At 43.8% G+C, this 20197-nt stretch carries 13 protein-coding genes; 8 read left to right on the plus strand and 5 right to left on the minus strand.

What is annotated here, in order from left to right; all coding sequences use genetic code 11:
• Positions 1 to 91 precede the first annotated feature (91 nt).
• The 4 genes from HWQ43_RS10265 (at position 92) to HWQ43_RS10280 (ending at position 3737) form a co-directional block, all read left to right on the plus strand.
• The gene (locus tag HWQ43_RS10265) at positions 92 to 256 is read left to right on the plus strand and encodes a hypothetical protein (RefSeq protein WP_292732653.1); all 165 of its coding nucleotides are present in this window, start codon (positions 92 to 94) and stop codon (positions 254 to 256) included.
• Positions 257 to 1061: 805 nt separating this feature from the next.
• Positions 1062 to 2066, plus strand: coding sequence for an aldo/keto reductase (locus HWQ43_RS10270; protein WP_292732654.1), 1005 nt, complete (start codon positions 1062 to 1064; stop codon positions 2064 to 2066).
• A gap of 26 nt (positions 2067 to 2092) precedes the next feature.
• Complete coding sequence (locus tag HWQ43_RS10275; protein WP_292732818.1) at positions 2093 to 2818, plus strand: aryl-sulfate sulfotransferase; 726 nt, start codon at positions 2093 to 2095, stop codon at positions 2816 to 2818.
• 247 nt (positions 2819 to 3065) lie between these two features.
• Positions 3066 to 3737, plus strand: coding sequence for a glutathione S-transferase family protein (locus HWQ43_RS10280; protein ID WP_292732656.1), 672 nt, complete (start codon positions 3066 to 3068; stop codon positions 3735 to 3737).
• A gap of 83 nt (positions 3738 to 3820) precedes the next feature.
• Here HWQ43_RS10280 and HWQ43_RS10285 read toward each other — a convergent pair whose 3' ends face one another.
• Complete coding sequence (locus HWQ43_RS10285) at positions 3821 to 4834, minus strand: NAD(P)-dependent alcohol dehydrogenase (RefSeq protein ID WP_292732658.1); 1014 nt, start codon at positions 4832 to 4834, stop codon at positions 3821 to 3823.
• Between the two features lie 369 nt (positions 4835 to 5203).
• Entirely contained in the window at positions 5204 to 6226 is a 1023-nt protein-coding gene (locus HWQ43_RS10290) for a tetratricopeptide repeat protein (RefSeq protein ID WP_292732660.1), read from the minus strand.
• A gap of 253 nt (positions 6227 to 6479) precedes the next feature.
• Between HWQ43_RS10290 and HWQ43_RS10295 the strand changes: the two genes are divergently transcribed.
• Both HWQ43_RS10295 and HWQ43_RS10300 read left to right on the plus strand, forming a co-directional pair.
• Positions 6480 to 6614: a hypothetical protein gene (locus HWQ43_RS10295; RefSeq protein ID WP_292732662.1), complete on the plus strand. Its 135-nt coding sequence runs from the start codon at positions 6480 to 6482 to the stop codon at positions 6612 to 6614.
• Between the two features lie 210 nt (positions 6615 to 6824).
• Positions 6825 to 8705: an ABC transporter ATP-binding protein gene (locus tag HWQ43_RS10300; RefSeq protein ID WP_292732664.1), complete on the plus strand. Its 1881-nt coding sequence runs from the start codon at positions 6825 to 6827 to the stop codon at positions 8703 to 8705.
• A 383-nt stretch (positions 8706 to 9088) separates the two neighbouring features.
• Here HWQ43_RS10300 and HWQ43_RS10305 read toward each other — a convergent pair whose 3' ends face one another.
• From HWQ43_RS10305 to HWQ43_RS10315, 3 genes are all read right to left on the minus strand, one after another.
• Complete coding sequence (locus HWQ43_RS10305) at positions 9089 to 9748, minus strand: acetoacetate decarboxylase family protein (protein ID WP_292732666.1); 660 nt, start codon at positions 9746 to 9748, stop codon at positions 9089 to 9091.
• Between the two features lie 307 nt (positions 9749 to 10055).
• Positions 10056 to 11978: a molecular chaperone DnaK gene (gene dnaK, locus HWQ43_RS10310; protein WP_292732668.1), complete on the minus strand. Its 1923-nt coding sequence runs from the start codon at positions 11976 to 11978 to the stop codon at positions 10056 to 10058.
• A gap of 448 nt (positions 11979 to 12426) precedes the next feature.
• Complete coding sequence (locus HWQ43_RS10315) at positions 12427 to 13245, minus strand: SDR family oxidoreductase (protein ID WP_292732671.1); 819 nt, start codon at positions 13243 to 13245, stop codon at positions 12427 to 12429.
• Between the two features lie 685 nt (positions 13246 to 13930).
• Between HWQ43_RS10315 and HWQ43_RS10320 the strand changes: the two genes are divergently transcribed.
• Positions 13931 to 14992, plus strand: a complete 1062-nt coding sequence (locus HWQ43_RS10320; protein WP_292732674.1) for a TIGR03032 family protein — start codon at positions 13931 to 13933, stop codon at positions 14990 to 14992.
• A gap of 66 nt (positions 14993 to 15058) precedes the next feature.
• The gene (locus tag HWQ43_RS10325) at positions 15059 to 20044 is read left to right on the plus strand and encodes a tandem-95 repeat protein (RefSeq protein WP_292732676.1); all 4986 of its coding nucleotides are present in this window, start codon (positions 15059 to 15061) and stop codon (positions 20042 to 20044) included.
• Positions 20045 to 20197 lie beyond the last annotated feature (153 nt).

A 20197-nucleotide genomic window follows, 5' to 3' on the forward strand; every position in this document is an offset into this window, starting at 1 on the left:
TATTTTTTAATTATTGTTTGATTATCCCACAAAGCTTATATTAAGGATAGGTCTATTATAGAAACCACTGCTTTATTAGGAAAATAGACCTGTGCGATCACTTCGCCTGCTTCGTGAAGTATTTGCCGATTTGAGAGCGAAACTAGCTTTAGATGGGGAACAAGGTGTTCATAATCGCTGGCTGGCAAAGCTGCCAGCAGCTTATTTGCTGGTTTCTCAAGGGTATTTGTATCTAATGACATTGGGATTCTCCTGAATGTAGCCGTCTCTAGAAAAGACAACCCACGGCACAAGGAGAAAATCAAGAGTTTAACCCTAATGTCAAAAAGTGTACTTTCTAAAAAAGTTATATTAAAAGATTGAGGTTTTTATACTCATATCTATAATACAACAAAATGAGTTGTTTATAATAACAAATCCAAATACATTAACTTAATTGTATTTGCGATCGCATAAATTAAATGAAATTATGTTCGCTAATCATATTGCTATATACATGAGCATCATTGGAAGCGATCGCAGCAAAAAATTCCTAGTTATGCAAGTCATTAAAACCCTAAATCTTTTTCATTGCTACCAAATGCTGTTACCTCTCTCAGAGAGGTTGAGTATATTTTCATTACCATAAAGACAAGCTATTTGGAACTAAGAATATTAATATTTATTAAGACTTTATTCTAGAATAATCTTAAGATTTCTAATATACTACTGCAAGTCTACCGATTTATTGTATTATACACCTAGCTTAAAATAGCCCATTTCACAAATACTCAATAAAAACAAGTATTTTCTACTACATATTTAAAATTTTTATTACCCAAAACTAACTTACTTATCTGGTTAATCTATGCAATAATATACAACTGTACCTATTAACTGCACTTTATCTACCGATTTAGAGTAGTATATATCAATATTCGCTGAAAAATTTATATTGGCTTAGTACTAAATCCAGTATTGGTTGAAGCTAATTTACTTAAAAAATAATAATGCCCTTGACAAAATGCAAAATCTCCAACAAAAATATCACTGTTGAATTGACTGAATAACAACATAGAAATATGAAGTATAACCAACTTGGCAAGAGTGACTTAAAAGTTTCTGAAATTTGTCTGGGTACTATGACTTATGGACAGCAGAATACTATTGAAGAAGCCCATGAACAACTAGATTATTCTATTGCCCAAGGAGTCAACTTTATTGATGCAGCAGAGATGTACCCTGTCCCAACAAGTGCCGAAACTTATGGATTAACTGAAACTTACATTGGGGAATGGTTAAAACGTCAACAAAGAGAACAACTGATTATAGCTACTAAAATTGCTGGCCCTGGTCGAGGTTTTAAATGGGTACGTGGAGGAGCCAAAGCAATTGATCGTGATAATATCAAACAAGCTGTAGATGATAGTTTAAAAAGATTACAGACAGACTACATTGATCTGTATCAAATCCACTGGCCAGATCGCTACGTGCCACGATTTGGGCAAACAGTGTTCGATCCGGCTCAGGTGGGAGAAACGGTTCCTATTGCTGAACAGCTAGCAGTTTTTGACGATGTAATTAAGGCTGGGAAAATTCGCTATATCGGTTTGAGTAACGAAACACCTTGGGGAGTTGCCCAGTTTAGTAATGCTGCTAAACAGTTAGGATTGCCCAAAGTTGTTTCGATTCAAAATGCTTACAACTTGCTGAATCGAGTATTTGATGGAGCCTTAGCAGAAGCAGTTTATCACGAAGAAATTGGGTTACTAGCTTATAGTCCTTTAGCATTTGGCTTCTTGACTGGCAAATATCTCAACGGCAAACCAGAGAAAGCAAGAGTCACTTTGTTTGAAAATTTCGGTCAGCGCTATCTGAAACCGAAAGTCAGTCAAGCTGTATCAGCTTATATAGAAATTGCCAAACGCCATCAACTAAGCCCTGCGCATCTAGCTTTGGCATTTGTGCGGAGTCGTTGGTTTGTGCCTAGCACAATTATTGGTGCTACGACACTGGAACAACTTAAAGAGAATTTAGAAAGTGGGAATGTAAGCATCCAGATCATCATCATGATGGACGCAGATTAGCTAATGGCAACACAATTCTACTCGCCATAGAAAAGATACCTCAGTCTTTAGTTCCTCGCATCAAAGGCGGTGTAACAGGTACAGAACCAGATGGTAATATCTATGCTGATGTGCTTTATGAAGTGACTCCAGCAGGTGAAATCGTTTGGACTTGGCACGCCCACGAACACCTCGATCCAGATATATTTACGATTACACCCCAGGATCATCGACATGAATGGACTCATGGGAATACCGTCGGGGAACTCGCTGATGGCAACATTATAGTGAGCTTTCGTAATATCTCCACAGTTGTCATTGTCGATCGCAAAACTGGAGAAATCATCTGGACGCTGGGCGATGACGTGCTAGCACAGCAGCACTTCCCGAACGAACTAGCTAACGGTAATATCCTGATTTTTGACAATGGCGCACATCGCCGTAACATTGCTCTCAATTTTTCCCGTGTGATTGAGGTGAACCGTCAAACCAAAGAAATAGTTTGGGAATACACCGACAATCCGCCCCAAAATTTCTTCAGTTCTTATATATCAGGAGCGCAACGTTTGGCCAATGGCAATACCTTAATTACAGAAGGTGCTTATGGTCGAATATTCGAGGTGACAGTTACAGGGGAAATTGTTTGGGAATACATCAATCCCCACTTTGCAGTTAGGAATATTCCAGGTGAGAAGTCGCCGGTAACTCGTGGGGAGCAAAATACCGTCTTCCGAGCTTTCCGTTATGCACCTGAAGAAGTGCCCTGGCTTTAGTAGTCTGTCAAGTTTAAATTGATGGGTAAGCAAGTTTGTAGTAAGGACTTTAGTCCTTATTTTCTAAGCACTAAAGTCCTTACTATGAACCTCTGATTATTAAAAGTTTGGTTAGTGTTGAGAATTTTTCACGCTACATTCGCTTCAAAGGAATTTTCTGACACTAACAATTTAAGATTTGGGATTTTGGATGAAAATTCAATTCCCAATGCCGATTAACAAGTCCTATTTACCAAGGTACTTAAACATGGCCCAAATCAAAGTATACAGTGCAGTTGTTTGTCCTTATGCTCACCGTACCCGCTTGGTACTCCAAGAGAAAGACATCGACTTCGATTTGATTGAGATTGATTTGCAGAATAAGCCTGAAGGATTTACCAAAGTTTCGCCTTATGGTAAGGTGCCTGCAATAACTCATGGCGATAACCGAGTTTGGGAATCAGTGGTAATTAACGAATATCTCGATGAGGTATTTCCCAATCCACCACTGTTACCCAGTAGCCCCATTGCTAGGGCACAGGCTCGCATCTGGATCGATTTTGCGAACACTAGATTCGTTCCCGCTTTTTCTACCCTGCTGCGAAGTTCAGATCCCCAAAAACAAGAAGAAGCTAAACAGGAACTATCTAAACACCTGGAATTTATTGAAAACGAAGGTTTCGCAAAGCTTTCTGGAGAAGGCCCTTACTGGTTTGGTGAATCCATCAGTTTGGTTGATTTTACCTATTTCCCCTGGTTTGAGCGCTGGGCTGCACTGAAGCATTATCGCGGCTTTGGAATACCAGAGGAATTTACCCGTCTACGCCAGTGGAAACATGCTTTGAAAGAGCGTGAATCTGTAAAAGCGATCGCTCATTCTAAGGAATTCTACATCGAGCGATATGCTAAATTCGCTGCGCCTACTCTCGCTGCTGTTTAAATGTAATTCATAATTATGTTTCAAGTGGGAATTTAAATTTCCACTTGAAACATAATTGAAACATAAAATTAAATTCTTTAAAATTACGAATTATAAATTACAATTTTACCGAAGTGAGCGGCACTTTTGATGTAATGATAAGCTTCCCGTGCTTCAGTAAAGGGGAAAGCTCGATCGATAATTGGTTTGATTTGATGCTGTTGCATCGCCTGATTCATCGCCTCAAACATTTCTCGACTGCCAACATAAATCCCCTGAAATGTTAAACTCTTAAAAAGTATTGGCATGGGGTCAACCTCATTTCCTCTGCCCGATAATACGCCAATAAAACTAATACGTCCCCCAATACGGACTGCTTGTAACGATTTTGGCAGAGTACCTGCACCGCCTACTTCAATTACATGATCTACACCTGTGCGATTGGTTAATTGATAAACTTGCTTTTCCCAATCTGGTGTTGTTTTGTAGTTGATTGTCTCGTCAGCACCAAGCTGTTTAGCTCGTGCCAATTTCTCATCACTGCTAGAAGTAATAATCACTCTAGCACCATGTATCTTGGCAAACTGGAGAGCAAAAATTGAAACCCCCCCAGTACCGAGTAATAAAACACTATCACCTGCACCAATATTGCCTTTTGTCACTAGTCCGTGCCAAGCTGTGACTGCTGCACAGGTTAAAGTTGCACCTTCAATATAGGATAGGTGGTCAGGTAATATTACTAAACCATCTTGGTGTAATACGACATACTCAGCTAGCATTCCATCGATACCGCCTCCGAGATCGGATTTCATTTTCTCTTTGGTTAAAGAGCCATAAATCCAGTCTTGGAAGAAAATACCAGCGACGCGATCGCCTATTTTTACCCGTGTTACACCTTCCCCTACCGCCACAACTTCTCCCGCCCCGTCCGACATGGGAATTAACGGATATTTCTGTCCAGTGCCGTAAGCTCCTTCAATAACCAGCAGATCGCGGTAATTTAAGGATGTTGCCTTCACTTGAATCAAAACTTGTCCAGGTGCGGGTTTTGGTTCAGGGCGATCGACTAATGCCAAAGCATCAATTCCGGCGTTGCTTTGAATTTCGTAAGCTTTCATAGATTTCCTTTTGTCAGTAGCTTAAACGCCACAGTACAAGACTAGGCTATCGCCAATCGTCTAGTGCGAAAATATCTGATACCATTTCACGAAATTATTGATACAAATCACTTCCTCTGTTCCTCTGCTTCCTCTGCTTGCCCATGTGTATCATTTTTTAAGTAGAAACGGTATGAGCGATTGATCCCGATATGATTGATACGTCATTGTTCTAGCTACAATACCAAACCCATAGCTGGGGTGAAAAACAATGTAGAGACGTAGCACTGCTACATCTCTACAAAGGTTTTGGATAACGCATATTTAATTTCACCAGTAGGGACGCACACTGCGCCCCTAGATCGTCGGTTTCTAACCGCCCTTTGAATACTACAGAGAATTTATGAACTGGTGTACTTTTTCTAAAAGTGGCTGATATTCAATTTGCTCTGCTAACTCTTGGGCATTTTGGTAGCACGAACGCGCCATTTTTTTGCGTTTCGTGGTGGCGTAAACGCTTCCCATATTTAGCAAAGTTGAAATTTCTCCGAGATTATCGCCCAGTTCTTGATAAATCACAATGGCTTGCTTGTAGAACTTCATTGCTTGGCGATGCTCTGCCAGGATGCTGTAGGTAAAACCAATATTGTGAAGGGTTGTTGCCTCACCAGAGCGATCGCTGATTTCTCGACGTGTCAAAAGAACTTGATAGTAGAGCAATAGTGCTTGTTTCGGTTTTCCTACATCGCTATAAATTGAGGCAATATTATTCAAAGTGGTTGCTTCACCAACCAAATTCTTGATAGCTCGTTGAATTGGTAGTGCTGCTTGAAAAAATTCTAGCGCTTGCTCAAACTTGCCTAAGACATTGTAGGCAAATCCAATACCATTGAGCGTTGTTGCTTCACCAGAAAAGTCACCTAACAATCGCCGCATCCTCAAAATTTGGTGTTGTAGCAACAGTGCCCGTTTCGGTTCTCCTAAACGCGTATAAATTAGTGCGACATCATTAAGAGTAGAAACTTCACTTTGAGTATCTTGCGATCGCCTAAATATTGGTAGTGCTTGTTCAAAATATTTTAACGCTTGCGAAAAGCGTCCAAGACGGCTACAGGTAGAACCCAGATTGCTAAGTGCAGTTGCTTTTGCTGGCGCGTTGCCAATTTCAACAGCAACCGAAAGCGCCTGATGAAAGCGCTCTAATGCTTTTTGAGGTTGCCAGCAACTGAGGTGAGCTAAACCAAGGTCATTTAATGTATAACCTTCTCTGGCTCGGTCTGGAATTGCTCTAGCCAAGTGTAAATTTTTGGTTGCAAGATCGAGAGATTCTTGAAATTTCCCCCGTTGGTAGTAGCGGTTTGCTTCATCACGACGTTGTTCCCATTCTTTGACTTGATTTAAAGGTTGCGTCATCTGACCTCAGTTGCATTCTGCGATAAGTAGGTAGGACATCTCTTGGGAATAAACCCCTCTTAGGTTTCCCAAATTTTAACCTTAATCTTCTATCTTTAGATATAAGACGTAAATAGAGAAGTATGCTATTGTTTCATACTTACAGGAATGTTTATGAAGCAATTAATACAAATACTGTAGGGGCGCATCGCAGTGCATTGGTGTCAACTTAACGTGAAAGCCAGCCTAGAAAAAGCTTTTAGATATTGTCTCGTTGTCTCGTTCCCAGTCTCCGACTGGGAATGCCGTCCTTGGGGCTGCCGCCTCCCTTGCTGGCGGCAGAGCCGCAATTGAAGTGCATTTCCAGCCCAGAAGCTGGAAACGAGATTTGACAAGGCTTTTAGCTTAAGTTGACACCAATGATAGCAGTGCGTCCTCAGATTCTCTATTTATTTCAAAAGTCGGGAATCTTGTTGTTACATCGTTATTTTCAACTAAACCGTTGCCGCAACCACAAGGCCAGTAAAGGTTCTATCTCAGGCATGGTATCAGAGTCGGAAGATAAACGCTACTTTAAACAAGCGTGTTTTTTTCCAAACATTAATATAATGCTCTTACTATGAGCATCTATCAATCTCTCAAAAAATCTTATACACCAGATCGTCGGCGTGAAAATGACTGGCGGTTGTTTTTGCGTTTGGTGCCTTATGCCCGTCGTAACGGACGGCTACTGGCGCTGTCGATGTGCCTACTCGTACCGATCGCACTAGCTAATGCCTTACAACCTTTCTTGATCGGCCAAGTAATCTCCCTGATTCGTAATGAATCAAGCACTTACGAATTTTTCAGGAATCGTCCCTTCTCACAAGGGCTAAATATCCTAGAAGGATTATTGGTAACTGCGATCGCCATCCAATTGATGTTGACAGGTTTCCAAGGTTATATAGTCCAAAAGCTAGGGCAACAAATCACCGCAGCAATTCGCCAAGACTTATTTCACCATGTGACATCTCTAGCAGTGCGCTTTTTTGACCGCACACCCGTAGGTAAATTAATTACCAGAATCACCAGCGATGTAGAAGTGTTAGGTGATGTCTTTTCTACTGGAGCAGTTGGCATTATATCCGATTTGTTTTTAATGCTGGTGACTTTGGGTTTAATGTTTTCCATCCAGTGGCAACTTTCTTGCTTGCTGGTATTAATGTTGTTACCAACTAGTTGGGTAATTGTTTACATTCAAAAACAGTACCGCAAAGCCAATTATAAAGGACGAGAAGAACTTTCGATCCTGAATTCACAGCTACAAGAAAATGTGCTTGGTATTAACGTCGTACAGTTGTTCCGTAGAGAAAAATTTAATGCCGAATTGTTTCGTGCGACAAACAGCAACTACACTCAGCAAATGGATAAAACCATCTTTTATGATTCATTTGTTTCAGCAACCTTAGAATGGATTGGACTGATTGCGATCGCAGGTGTTTTGTGCGTGGGTGGTTGGTTGCTGTTGGAAAAAAACTTGACTTTCGGGACTTTATCGACATTTATATTATATGCCCAGCGATTATTTGACCCTTTAAGGGCTTTTGCCGAAAAATTTACGGTAATTCAAGCTGGGTTCACTGCCATTGAACGCGTAGGCGATATATTAGACGAACCTATAGAAATTCGCGATCGCGCCAATGTCCGCTTCTCAATATTTGATGCGAAATTTGGCTACATCGACGAAATCCTGGCAAATCTAGAATCCCCAGACCTCACTTCCCCCCCAGAACTGGGAGAGATTCGCTTCGATCATGTCTGGTTTGCTTACAAAAATGATGATTACGTAATTAAAGACTTAGATTTCACCATTCATCCTGGTGAAAAAATTGCATTAGTCGGTCCCACTGGTGCGGGTAAAACTTCAATTATCCGTCTTTTGTGCCGCCTCTACGAACCCACTCAAGGACGCATTCTCATAGATGGCGTTGATATTCGGGAAGTACCACAAGCAGAACTGCGGCGTTACATGGCAGTAATTTTACAAGAAGGATTTTTGTTTGCTGGCGATGTTAAAAGCAACATTTCTTTAGGAGATGGCTACACCATTGAACAGATTCAACAAGCAGCAGAAGAAACCAACATTGCCCATTTTATAGAAGAGTTACCCCAAGGTTATGATACTCAACTTCGAGAACGGGGCACAAATATTTCTAGTGGTCAAAAGCAACTTTTAGCCTTTGCGCGGGCTGCCATTCGCAGTCCCCAAATTTTGGTACTAGATGAAGCTACCGCTAGTTTAGATGTTGGCACAGAAGCTTTAGTTCAAGAGGCATTAAACCAGCTTTTGCTCAGACGTACCGCCATTATTATTGCTCACCGCTTGTCTACGATTCGTAATGTAGACCGGATTTTTGTTCTCAAGCGGGGCGAATTAATCGAACAGGGAAGTCACGAGCAACTGCTGCAACAGGGAGGACTTTATGCCACTTTGCATAACTTGCAGATGTTGGGAAGTTAGAATCTTTTTATACATACAATGACTTACGCACTGTACAAATATATCGTGATATGAACTAACAATATTGAGGTTTTTCAGGCTTTTCTTAATTATCCTGCGATCGGAAATAGACCAAGCTGTAGGGGCACAGCAATGCTCATTGGTGTCAATTTCATCTGAAAGCCTTTTCAAATCTCGTTTCCAGCCCAGAGGCTGGAAATGCACTTCAAAAGCGGCTCTGCCGCCAGCAAGGGAGGCGGCAGCCCCAAGGACAGCATTCCCAGTCTCCGACTGGGAACGAGACAACAAGACAATATGTAAAAGCTGGTTCTAGGATGGCTTTCACGTTAAGTTGACACCAATGAGCAATGCTGTACCCTTACGAAAGATGTAGCTTTTTAAAGCTATACATATTTAGTATTTTTTGTCAATGCGTAAGTTTTACCTACAACTTTTGGCGCATCAACCCGCAGACTCATCTGCTCACAACGCACACTTAACCAAGGCTGACCTAAACCTATTCCAGAAAAAGGACTTTCAGCGGGGATTTCTAACCTAGAACCAATCAAACCCAACACAGACTCAAATTCAGCAGGGAATATCAGCAAATCAGCACCCTTGGCGCTGAAAGCAGAAGCACTTAACCACTGTCTCCATGCCAAGCTTTGTTGATTATAGTTAAGACTACACAATCTCTGATTTCCCTGATGTACAGTAACATACTTTCCTTGTTCCCAGGTAAACTTAGCTAGTTCCTTTGGTAGTCCCCAAATTTCTCGACCGCCAGCCACCGAATCAGCATTATCTACATAAATATGAGAAATCCAAGCGCCGATTTTCCTCTGGTAATTAATCAAAGCTGGGACAACAATTAACTCACTATACTCCAGTACTGAGCCTGACCCATAATGAGATAAATACACGCTACCGAGGGTTTTACCAGGCCATACAGAAATAATTTCTAACTCTAAGGGAATTAAAGGGCGCACTTGGTCAATATTGACCAAATGCAGAGTTTGGATGGCATAACCTTGGAGTATCCAAGGTGCTTGTGGATATGGCATAAGGGAGTTAGAAGTTGAGAGTGAGGAGTTAGGAATAAAGTTAAGAATTAAGATCAAGAGTTACCAATATTAGTTCTAGTCTAACTCCTAACTCCTAATACCGTTTCACTTTAAAAATGATACAGATGGGCAAGCAGAGGGAGCAGAGGAAGTGATTTATATCAGTAATTTCGTGAATTGGTATAACTCCTAATTCCTAACTCCTAACTCCTAACCCCTAACTCCTAAAAAAATCCCCACCCAGGCATTTGCCTGAATGGGTAATATGAGGTCGAACAAAACAATCTTCCCAAAAGAAGTAGAGGAATTATTTGCTCTCTGTAAAATCAGCGTCAATCACATCGTCGCCGTTACTTGAACTAGAGGAACTGCTACTATCTTGAGGTTCACCACCAGATGTAGCACCGGCACCGGCACTGGCACTAGCACCCGCTTGTTGATAGATGTTGCTACCAACAGCGAATAACGCTTGTTGCAATTCTGGAGTGAGCTTCTTGATTTGCTCATCGTCTTCTTTAGCAACTGCTTCCCGCACTTCTTTCACTAAACCTTCGACTTTAGTCTTGTCAGCATCGGGAACTTTATCGCCCAATTCTTGTAACTGCTTTTCAGCTTGGTATGCCAAAGAATCGGCTTGGTTCTTGCGTTCAATCTTTTCACGCCGCTCTTTATCAGATGAAGCGTTCTGTTCAGCTTCTCTTACCATCCGGTCAACGTCATTTTTATCCAGAGTGGAAGCGCCAGTTATGCTGATGGACTGTTCTTTACCAGTACCTTTGTCCTTAGCGGTGACGTTAAGGATACCGTTAGCATCAATATCGAAGACCACTTCAATTTGAGGAACGCCACGTGGTGCAGGAGGAATACCATCGAGGCGGAAGGTTCCCAAGCTCTTGTTATCGTTAGAGAATTCGCGTTCACCTTGGAGAACGTGAATTTCTACGTTAGTTTGTCCATCCACAGCAGTAGAGAAGACTTCCGATTTCTTGGTGGGAATTGTGGTGTTGCGGGGGATAATTTTGGTCATCACGCCGCCCAATGTTTCCACACCCAAAGATAGAGGTGTCACATCTAACAGCAAGATGCCAGTTACATCACCAGCCAGTACTCCGGCTTGAATCGCTGCACCAACTGCTACAACTTCATCAGGGTTAACGCTTTGGTTGGGGTCTTTACCCAATACCTGCTTCACAATCTGGTGGACTGCGGGAATCCGGGTAGAACCACCAACTAATACCACTTCATCAATATCGCCTTTAGTTAACTTGGCATCCCGGAGGGCGTTTTCCACAGGAATACGACAACGGTCAATTAAGTCAGAGCAAAGTTCTTCAAATTGAGCGCGAGTCAGGGTTGTATCCAGGTGCTTGGGACCATCCTGGGTAGCGGTGATAAATGGTAGGTTAATTTCTGCTTGGGTGACGCTAGAAAGCTCAATTTTGGCTTTTTCTGCGGCTTCCGTCAGACGTTGTAAAGCTTGTTTGTCTTTCCGCAGGTCAATACCTTCGGCTTTTCTGAACTTCTCAGCTAAGAAGTCAACTATTTTTTTATCAAAGTCGTCACCACCAAGGTGAGTATCACCAGATGTGGCTAGTACTTCAAAAACTCCGTCTCCTACTTCCAGCACGGATACGTCGAAGGTACCACCACCAAGGTCAAATACGAGAATGGTTTCATTACTCTTCTTGTCAAATCCATAAGCCAAAGATGCAGCTGTCGGCTCGTTGATAATCCGCAGAACTTCAATCCCGGCAATTTTACCAGCGTCTTTTGTCGCTTGTCGCTGGGAATCGTTGAAGTATGCGGGAACAGTGATTACAGCTTGGGTTACGGTTTCACCCAGGTATTTGCTGGCATCTTCAACTAGTTTGCGAAGAACTTTTGCAGAAATTTCTTCAGGAGCAAACGGTTTACCAGCAATTGGACAATCTAATTTGACATTGCCGTTGCTGCTGAGGACTTTGTAAGAAACTTCCGTAGCTTCGTTACTAACTTCATCGTAGCGGCGACCGATAAAGCGTTTGACTGAGTAAAACGTATTTTCGGGGTTCATCACCGCTTGGCGTTTGGCGATTTGGCCAACCAAATTGTCACCATTTTTCGCAAATGCGACTACTGATGGCGTTGTCCGAAAACCTTCAGCATTAGCAATTACTGTGGGTTTACCACCTTCCATCACTGCCACGCAGGAGTTCGTTGTTCCTAAGTCAATTCCAACTACTTTTGCCATTTTAGGTGCTGGCTCCGTATAACTACAAATGAATGAATGAGAATATAAAGCACTAAATTTTGAACCAACAGGGTCAAGAAATCAGCCAGTTCAGCATGAATACCTTTGATTCGGCCTTCCTGGGGTTAAAACTCCAGACTAATGCTGATATATATACTGAAGCTTAGTGGTAGCCAGTCCATGAAGGGTGGTTTCCCGAACCTTTCTTGGGACGGTTAAACTAACTAAATTGTGTTTTTAGTTGGTTCATGGATTTATTTGTCTTCACTCTGTCTAATGTAGGAGAATTAATACTTTCAGCAATTAGGGTGAACCGTAACGTCCGAGTGGTGTTTGCCGTCTTTTGAGGCAATAAACTACAGAAACACTGAGGATTGGGCATGGGGCACGGGGTATGGAGAGAGAATAATAACTCAGCACTCAGTACTCAACACTCAGCACTCAGTAGTTACTCAATCCCAGAAAAAAGAGTTTTCCAGTCAATCACAGGTGGTCTTTGTCCTTGGTTGACTATTTCAAAAATTTTCTTAGAACTACTTGGTTGAAAAAGGCATTCTACACAAGCGTTTGCGACATCAATCCGGCTGGCATCACCCGAAAGTGTATCCCCAGTGCCTATGACCACACCGTATTTACCCCCAGTTTTTGCCTTAAGGAGGGTGTTGAGGTCGTATGAGGTATAGGGTCCGTCAATGAGGCGTCCTGGGCGGATAATGGTGTAGGGCAATCCAGAATTAATAATGGACTCTTCGCCTTTTTGTTTGGCATCCAACACGCCAAAACCATTAAGAATACTAAAAGGAAACTGATTTTTACGGAGAATTCCACAAGAAGAGACGAAAACGAATCGCTTCAAATTCTGGGGTGCTGCTGCTACTAGATTGCTGGCACCTTCAGCATCGATTTTTGCCGGACTATTTTTTGCTTTTGCTTCACTAGATTTGGGATTAAGGAAAATAATTCCCCATTCAATCAAGTTCGGGGATTGGTCAAACTCCCATCGCGCAGAGGGAAAGGCAGTAGTTCCAGTACAATTTATGATGTGGGTAACACCTGGCATTGCAGGTGGCAGTGTAGCTGGCTGGCGGATATCGCCAACGACAATTTCCACTTTTTGGTTAAACATCTCTTCAGCTTTTGCAGCATTGCGTGTCAGAACGCGAACTTTTAAACCCTTTTCGAGTAACTTGCCTACCACTAATTGCCCGACTCCACCTGTAGCACCAGCAACTAGTACCAAATCTTTAGCTGAATCAAAAGAAGTCATAAAGTGCCCTTGAGATAGTCTATTGCTAATCTACCTAAAAAATACGATGTCTACGACAAGCTGTGACGCTCGATAGCGACGCGGGAGCGTCTGATTCGCTAATGGATATAAAGCTTGGATGAACGTGATTATTGCTTGTGCAAAGATGTTCTCAAGTTATATATAAAATAGTTTATGTATATTTTAGCACAATTTTATGTCACAAAATTATTACTGGCACAAGAGAAAATTGGGCTTTTGTCAAAAGACAGGCGAAATTTGACAACGTATCAAGTTTTCAAGAAGCGAACGAAATACATTTGTAAAAAGAATAAATTTCAGTTGATGTTTTAATGATGATGTATAAGAATTTACAGAGATTTAACTTATGAAGATTGGGTAAAGAAGTTTGCCTGACTTTACTTCAGTGATAATACAAGAGGTAACAAGGAACGAGGAGCCAACATTGTTATAAGAGAAGACAGCAGGCAGGAAGATAGCGCAGCGTAAAGCCTTCTCTTCTCCCAAAGGGAGACGCTACGCGTAGCTTGCTTCCACAAAGTGGTACGAGAGGCTTGTCTGCGACACGCTATGCCAACGCCAACGGTATGGCTTCTCTACGAGACGCGAACGCTTAGAGCGAGTCCGCGAAGGTCGGGCAGAAAGCATTAGGAAAGAATTATGAACTTCCTCGCTGGGAAAAAAAATGAATCAAAATCCTGTAGCTGCTTCCTTGGAGTTGAATGCTTCTCGCCAGTTTACTCCGTGGCTGTTTGAGCAAAATCTGAGTCTGGCCTTTACTACCTATCAAGCAGGTAAATTATTTTTCATCGGCTTACAATCTAGCGGCCAACTATCTGTATTTGAGCGCACCTTTGAGCGTTGCATGGGTTTGTATGCCCAAGATAGTAGCTTATATATGAGTTCGCTATATCAATTGTGGCGCTTTGAAAACATCTTACAACCAGGACAAGTTCACAACAACTATGATGCTGTCTATTTGCCCCAGGTGAGTTATGTGACTGGAGACTTAGACATCCATGATATCGCCCTGAGTAATTCTCAAGCAAATAATGATTCACAGTATCTAACATTTGTCAATACCCTATTTAGCTGTTTAGCCAAAGTTAGTCAAACCCATAGTTTCATTCCCCTGTGGCAACCGCCGTTTATTAGTAAATTGGCAGCAGAAGACAGGTGTCATCTCAACGGGTTAGCAATACGAGATGGTCAACCCAGATATGTGACTGCTGTGAGTCAGTCGGATGTGGCAGAAGGATGGCGGGACAGGCGAGCTGATGGTGGTTGCGTCATTGATGTGGAAAGTAACGAGATACTCATCAGAGGACTTTCCATGCCCCATTCCCCTCGGTGGTATAAAGAGAAGCTGTGGTTACTTAACTCTGGAACAGGAGATTTTGGCTACCTAGACTTGAAACGGGGCAGCTTTGAACCTGTGGCATTTTGTCCAGGATATATGCGCGGTTGTGCATTTCATGGCGACTTTGCGATCGTTGGAGTTTCCCAGCCCAGGCATAACAAGACTTTTAGTGGATTGCCTCTAGACGAAAAATTATTTCAAAAAAATGCTGAACCTCGCTGTGGGCTACTGGTGATTGACCTGAAAAGCGGTGATATTGTGCATTCCCTGCGAATGGAGGGAGTGGTACTGGAATTATACGACGTGGTGGCGCTACCAGGGGTGCGTCGTCCAATGGCGATCGGCTTTAAAAGTGATGAAATTCGGCGGATGGTGACGATGGAATGAGAGACGTGGAATTTCATTCACGTCTGTACAGCTGACAAACAAAACAACGAAGGAGAATTAACAACAATGGCTAATGCAGTTTTAAATCTATCTGAGCTTAATGGCAGCAACGGCTTTGTGATTAACGGCATTGATCAGCTTGACTATTCAGGCAGTTCTGTCAGCAGTGCAGGGGATATCAACGGCGACGGCTTCGATGACCTGATTATCGGAGCAGTTGGTGCCGACCCTAATGGTCAGTCTTTTGCAGGGTCAAGCTACGTGGTTTTTGGCAGCAATAGTGGCTTTGAAGCTAGCTTCAACCTCTCGTCCCTCAATGGCAGCAATGGCTTCGCGATCAACGGCATTAATGCAGATGACTTCTCAGGCAGTTCTGTCAGCAGTGCAGGGGATATTAACGGCGACGGCTTCGATGACCTGATTATTGGGGCACCTAATGCCGACCCCAACGGTAAGCGTTATGCAGGGTCAAGCTACGTGGTCTTTGGCAGCAATAGTGGCTTTGAAGCTAGCTTCAACCTCTCGTCCCTAGATGGCAGCAACGGCTTTGTAATTAACGGCATTGATTCGGGTGACTTCTCAGGCTATTCTGTCAGCAGTGCGGGAGACATCAACAGCGACGGCTTCGATGACCTGATTATCGGGGCACTTTTTGCCTCCCCCAACGGTGAGAATAGTGCAGGGTCAAGCTACGTGGTGTTTGGCAGCAATAGTGGTTTTGGAGCTAGTTTCAACCTCTCGTCCCTCAATGGCAGCAACGGCTTCGCGATCGACGGCATTGATTCGGGTGACTTATTAGGCGTTTCCAGCAGTGCGGGGGACATTAATGGCGACGGCTTAGATGACCTGATTATTGGGGCAAGGAGTGCCGACCCCAACGGTCAGCGTGATGCACGGTCAAGCTACGTGGTGTTTGGCAGCAATAGTGGCTTTGGAGCTAGCTTCAACCTTTCCTCCCTCAATGGCAGCAATGGCTTTGTAATTAAAGGCATTAATGCAGATGACTACTCAGGCCGTTCTGTCAGCAGTGCAGGGGATATTAACGGCGACGGCTTCGATGACTTGATTATCGGGGCATCAAGTGCCGACCCCAATAGTCAGGATAGAGCAGGGGAGAGCTACGTGGTTTTTGGCAACAGCAGTGCCTCTGGAGCTAACTTCAAACTCTCGTCACTGGATGGCAGCAACGGTTTTGTAATTAACGGCATTGATGCGGATGACAGTTCAGGCAGTTCTGTCAGCAGTGCGGGGGACATTAATGGCGATGGCTTCGATGACCTGATTATCGGGGCAAATCGTGCCGACCCCAACGGTCAGAGTTATGCAGGGGAGAGCTACGTTGTCTTTGGTCGCAGTAGTGGTTTCGGTGATGGTTTCAACCTTTCATCTCTGGATGGCAGCGAGGGTTTTGTAATTAAAGGCATTGATGAGCGTGACTTCTCAGGTAGTTCTGTCAGCAGTGCAGGGGATGTCAACGGCGACGGCTTCGATGACCTGATTATCGGGGCATCAAGTGCCGACCCCAACGGTAAGCTTAATGCAGGGGAGAGCTACATAGTTTTTGGTTTTGCATCTCCTACACCTATTAATAAACCTCCTGTCCCTGTTAATGACATGGCTACTACAGACGAAGACACTGCCCTTAACATAGAGGTTTTAGCTAACGACAGCAACTCCCTAACAGTATCGACTATAGATGGTAGGGCAGTTATTGTTGGCACTCCTATTACTTTAAGTTCTGGTGCCTTAGTTACCCTTAATGCTGATGGCAGCTTGACCTACGACCCGAATGCTTCATTTGAGGTTTTGGGTGTTGGTGAAAGCGGCACTGACAGCTTTACATACACCACCAACAATAATAATAGCAGCTTGACTAACACAGCTAGCGTTAACTTGACTATTAACGGAGTCAATGATGTAGCTCAGGTTACTAATTTTAACCTCTCGTCCCTAGATGGCAGCAACGGCTTCGCGATCGACGGCATTGATTCGGGTGACTTCTCAGGCAATTCTGTCAGCAGTGCGGGAGACATCAACGGCGACGGCTTCGATGACCTGATTATCGGGGCACTTTTTCCCTCCCCCAACGGTAAGCGTTATGCTGGGTCAAGCTACGTGGTGTTTGGCAGCAACAGTGGCTTTGGAGCTAGCTTCAACCTCTCGTCCCTAGATGGCAGCAACGGCTTCGCGATCGACGGCATTGATTCGGGTGACTTATTAGGCGTTTCTGTCAGCAGTGCGGGGGACATCAACGACGACGGCTTCGATGACCTGATTATTGGGGCAAGGAGTGCCTCCCCCAACGGTCAAAGTAGGGCAGGGTCAAGCTACGTAGTGTTTGGCAGCAATAGTGGCTTTGGAGCTAGCTTCAACCTCTCCTCCCTCAATGGCAGCAACGGCTTTGTGATTAACGGCATTGATGTGGGTGATGAGTCAGGCAGTTCTGTCAGCAGTGCGGGGGACATTAATAGCGACGGCTTAGATGACCTGATTATCGGGGCATATCGTGCCTCCCCCAACGGTAAGCTTAATGTAGGGTCAAGCTACGTGGTGTTTGGCAGCAATAGTGGCTTTGGAGCTAGTTTCAACCTCTCCTCCCTCAATGGCAGCAACGGCTTTGTGATTAACGGCATTGATTCGAGTGATGAGTCAGGCGTTTCTGTCAGCAGTGCGGGGGACATCAACGACGACGGCTTCGATGACCTGATTATTGGGGCAAGGAGTGCCTCCCCCAACGGTCAAAGTAGGGCAGGGTCAAGCTACGTAGTGTTTGGCAGCAATAGTGGCTTTGGAGCTAGCTTCAACCTCTCCTCCCTCAATGGCAGCAACGGCTTTGCGATTAACGGCATTGATGTGGATGACTTCTCAGGCAATTCTGTCAGCAATGCGGGGGACGTCAACGGTGACGGCTTCGATGACCTGATTATCGGGGGATCATCTGCCGGTTACGTGGTGTTTGGCAGCAATAGTGGCTTTGGAGCTAGCTTCAACCTCTCCTCCCTCAATGGCAGCAACGGCTTTGTAATTAAAGGCATTTCAGGCATTTCTGTCAGCAGTGCAGGGGATATCAACGGCGATGGCTTCGATGACCTGATTGGGGCATCAGGTGTCGACCCCAACGGTCAGAGTTATGCAAGGTCAAACTACGTGGTTTTTGGCAGCAATAGTGGCTTTGGAGCTAGCCTCAACCTCTCGTCCCTCAATGGCAGCAATGGCTTTGTGATTAACGGCATTGATGAGCTTGACTCCTTAGGCAGTTCTGTCAGCAGTGGTGCGGGGGATATCAACAGCGACGGCTTCGATGACCTGATTATCGGGGCATCAGGTGCCGACCCCAACGGTAAGCTTAATGCAGGGGAGAGTTATGTAGTGTTTGGCTTTCAGACTGCCGCTACCACTAACGAAGATATTGCCGTTAACATCCTTGCTAGAAATATTCTGCGTAGATATACAGATGCAGATAGGGATACTTTAACTATTAGTAATTTCACTAGCCCCACTAATGGCACACTGACACTTGACGACAACAACACTCCAGACAATCCCGGCGACGACTTTTTCATCTACACCCCCAATGCCAACTTCAACGGCAGTGACAGTTTCACTTTCACTGTCGCTGACGGCAATGGCGGTACTGTTACTAATACTTTCAACCTCAACGTCAAACCCGTCAACGATGCACCTGTGGCAGCCAACGATCCTTTGACTATTGCCTTCAATACTCCACTAAGTATCACAGCTAGTACTCTGCTGACTAATGATACTGACATCGATAGCAGTAACCTCAGGATTACTGGCGTTAGTGGTGCAACCAACGGTACTGCTGTGCTGAATAATAACGGCACTCAGGACAACTCGACAGATGATTTCATCGTCTTTACCCCAATTGATGGGTTTAGTGGTAATGCCAATTTCAATTACACCATCAACGATGGTAGCCTGACTAGTACTGCTGGGGTTGCGATCGCAGTTGGTGCTAACATCATTGGCAATAATGGCAACGATAATATCTCTGCTGGTGACGGCAACGATAACATCATTGGTAATGGCGGCAATGACACTATCTCTGGTGGCAATGGCAATGATACTTTTGTCTTCCGCCTTGGCGATGATGATGACACTATCACCGATTTTGTTGGTACTGGTATTGGTTCAAATCCATCAGCAACGGTGATTAGACAACTGGATACATTGCAATTTATCGGTAGTGGTTTAACAGCCGATAAATTGCAACTTACTCAAAGTGGTAATAACTTAGAACTCACCTTTTTGGATGTGGCCTCTAGCAAAGTTATCCTGCAAAACTTCCAATTAGAAAACCTGGATAACCTACCAGCAAATGCTTCACGACCCGCTATTGGTAATATCCTATTTGATGGACAAACCAGCATAACTGACAGTTTTGATGTCTTCAATGCCAACTCCACTCAAACTAATCTCTTTAACAAGAACACTGTCACCTTCCTCAATGACCTTAACAATAACGTTGCGGGTTTTGACAACTCCAACGATCTAATTAATGGTCAAGGGGGTAACGACATCATTAATGGTAATAGTGGCGATGATCTATTGCGGGGCGGAGAAGGCGATGATATTCTCATTGGTGGAAAAGGCAATGATACTCTTGTGGGTGGCAGAGGCAATGATGTTCTCATCGGTAGTGTAGGTGCTGACTTTTTCCTTTACAACAGCAATGCTGAGTTTACTACCACTGTTGATGATATTACTGATTTCAACAGTTCTGAAGGTGACAAGATTATACTGAGTAAGACTACCTTTAGTGCGTTCCCGCTTCTCCTGTCGGAGACGCTACGCGAACGGGTTGCCGTAGGCATCGCTTCTGTTGCGGGAACAGGTTTCAGTAATCCCAATGATTTTCAAATCACTAATTTAGCGGCGACTAGCACGGCGAAAATTGTCTACGATCCTGTGAGTGGGCAGTTATTCTACAACCCAAATGGCAGCGTGGCAGGTTTTGGCAGTGGTGGTTTATTTGCAGCTTTAACTGGTGTGCCAACTCTCACGGCATCAGATTTTGTGTTGCAAGCATAGTTTGCCCAAAACGGAGTTCCAAAAACCCAAAACGGAGTTCCAAAAAGAACCAGATTAAAGATTTGGCTAATAGTTGTTGACTCTGTAGCTTTCAGGCTGATAAGTGGGAATTTTAGGAAAAGGGCAAACTCCCGAAAACTGAATTAGCACAGT

Origin of the sequence: Nostoc sp. JL31 (assembly GCF_017114965.1) — a bacterium.
Classification (GTDB): domain Bacteria; phylum Cyanobacteriota; class Cyanobacteriia; order Cyanobacteriales; family Nostocaceae; genus Nostoc; species Nostoc punctiforme_A.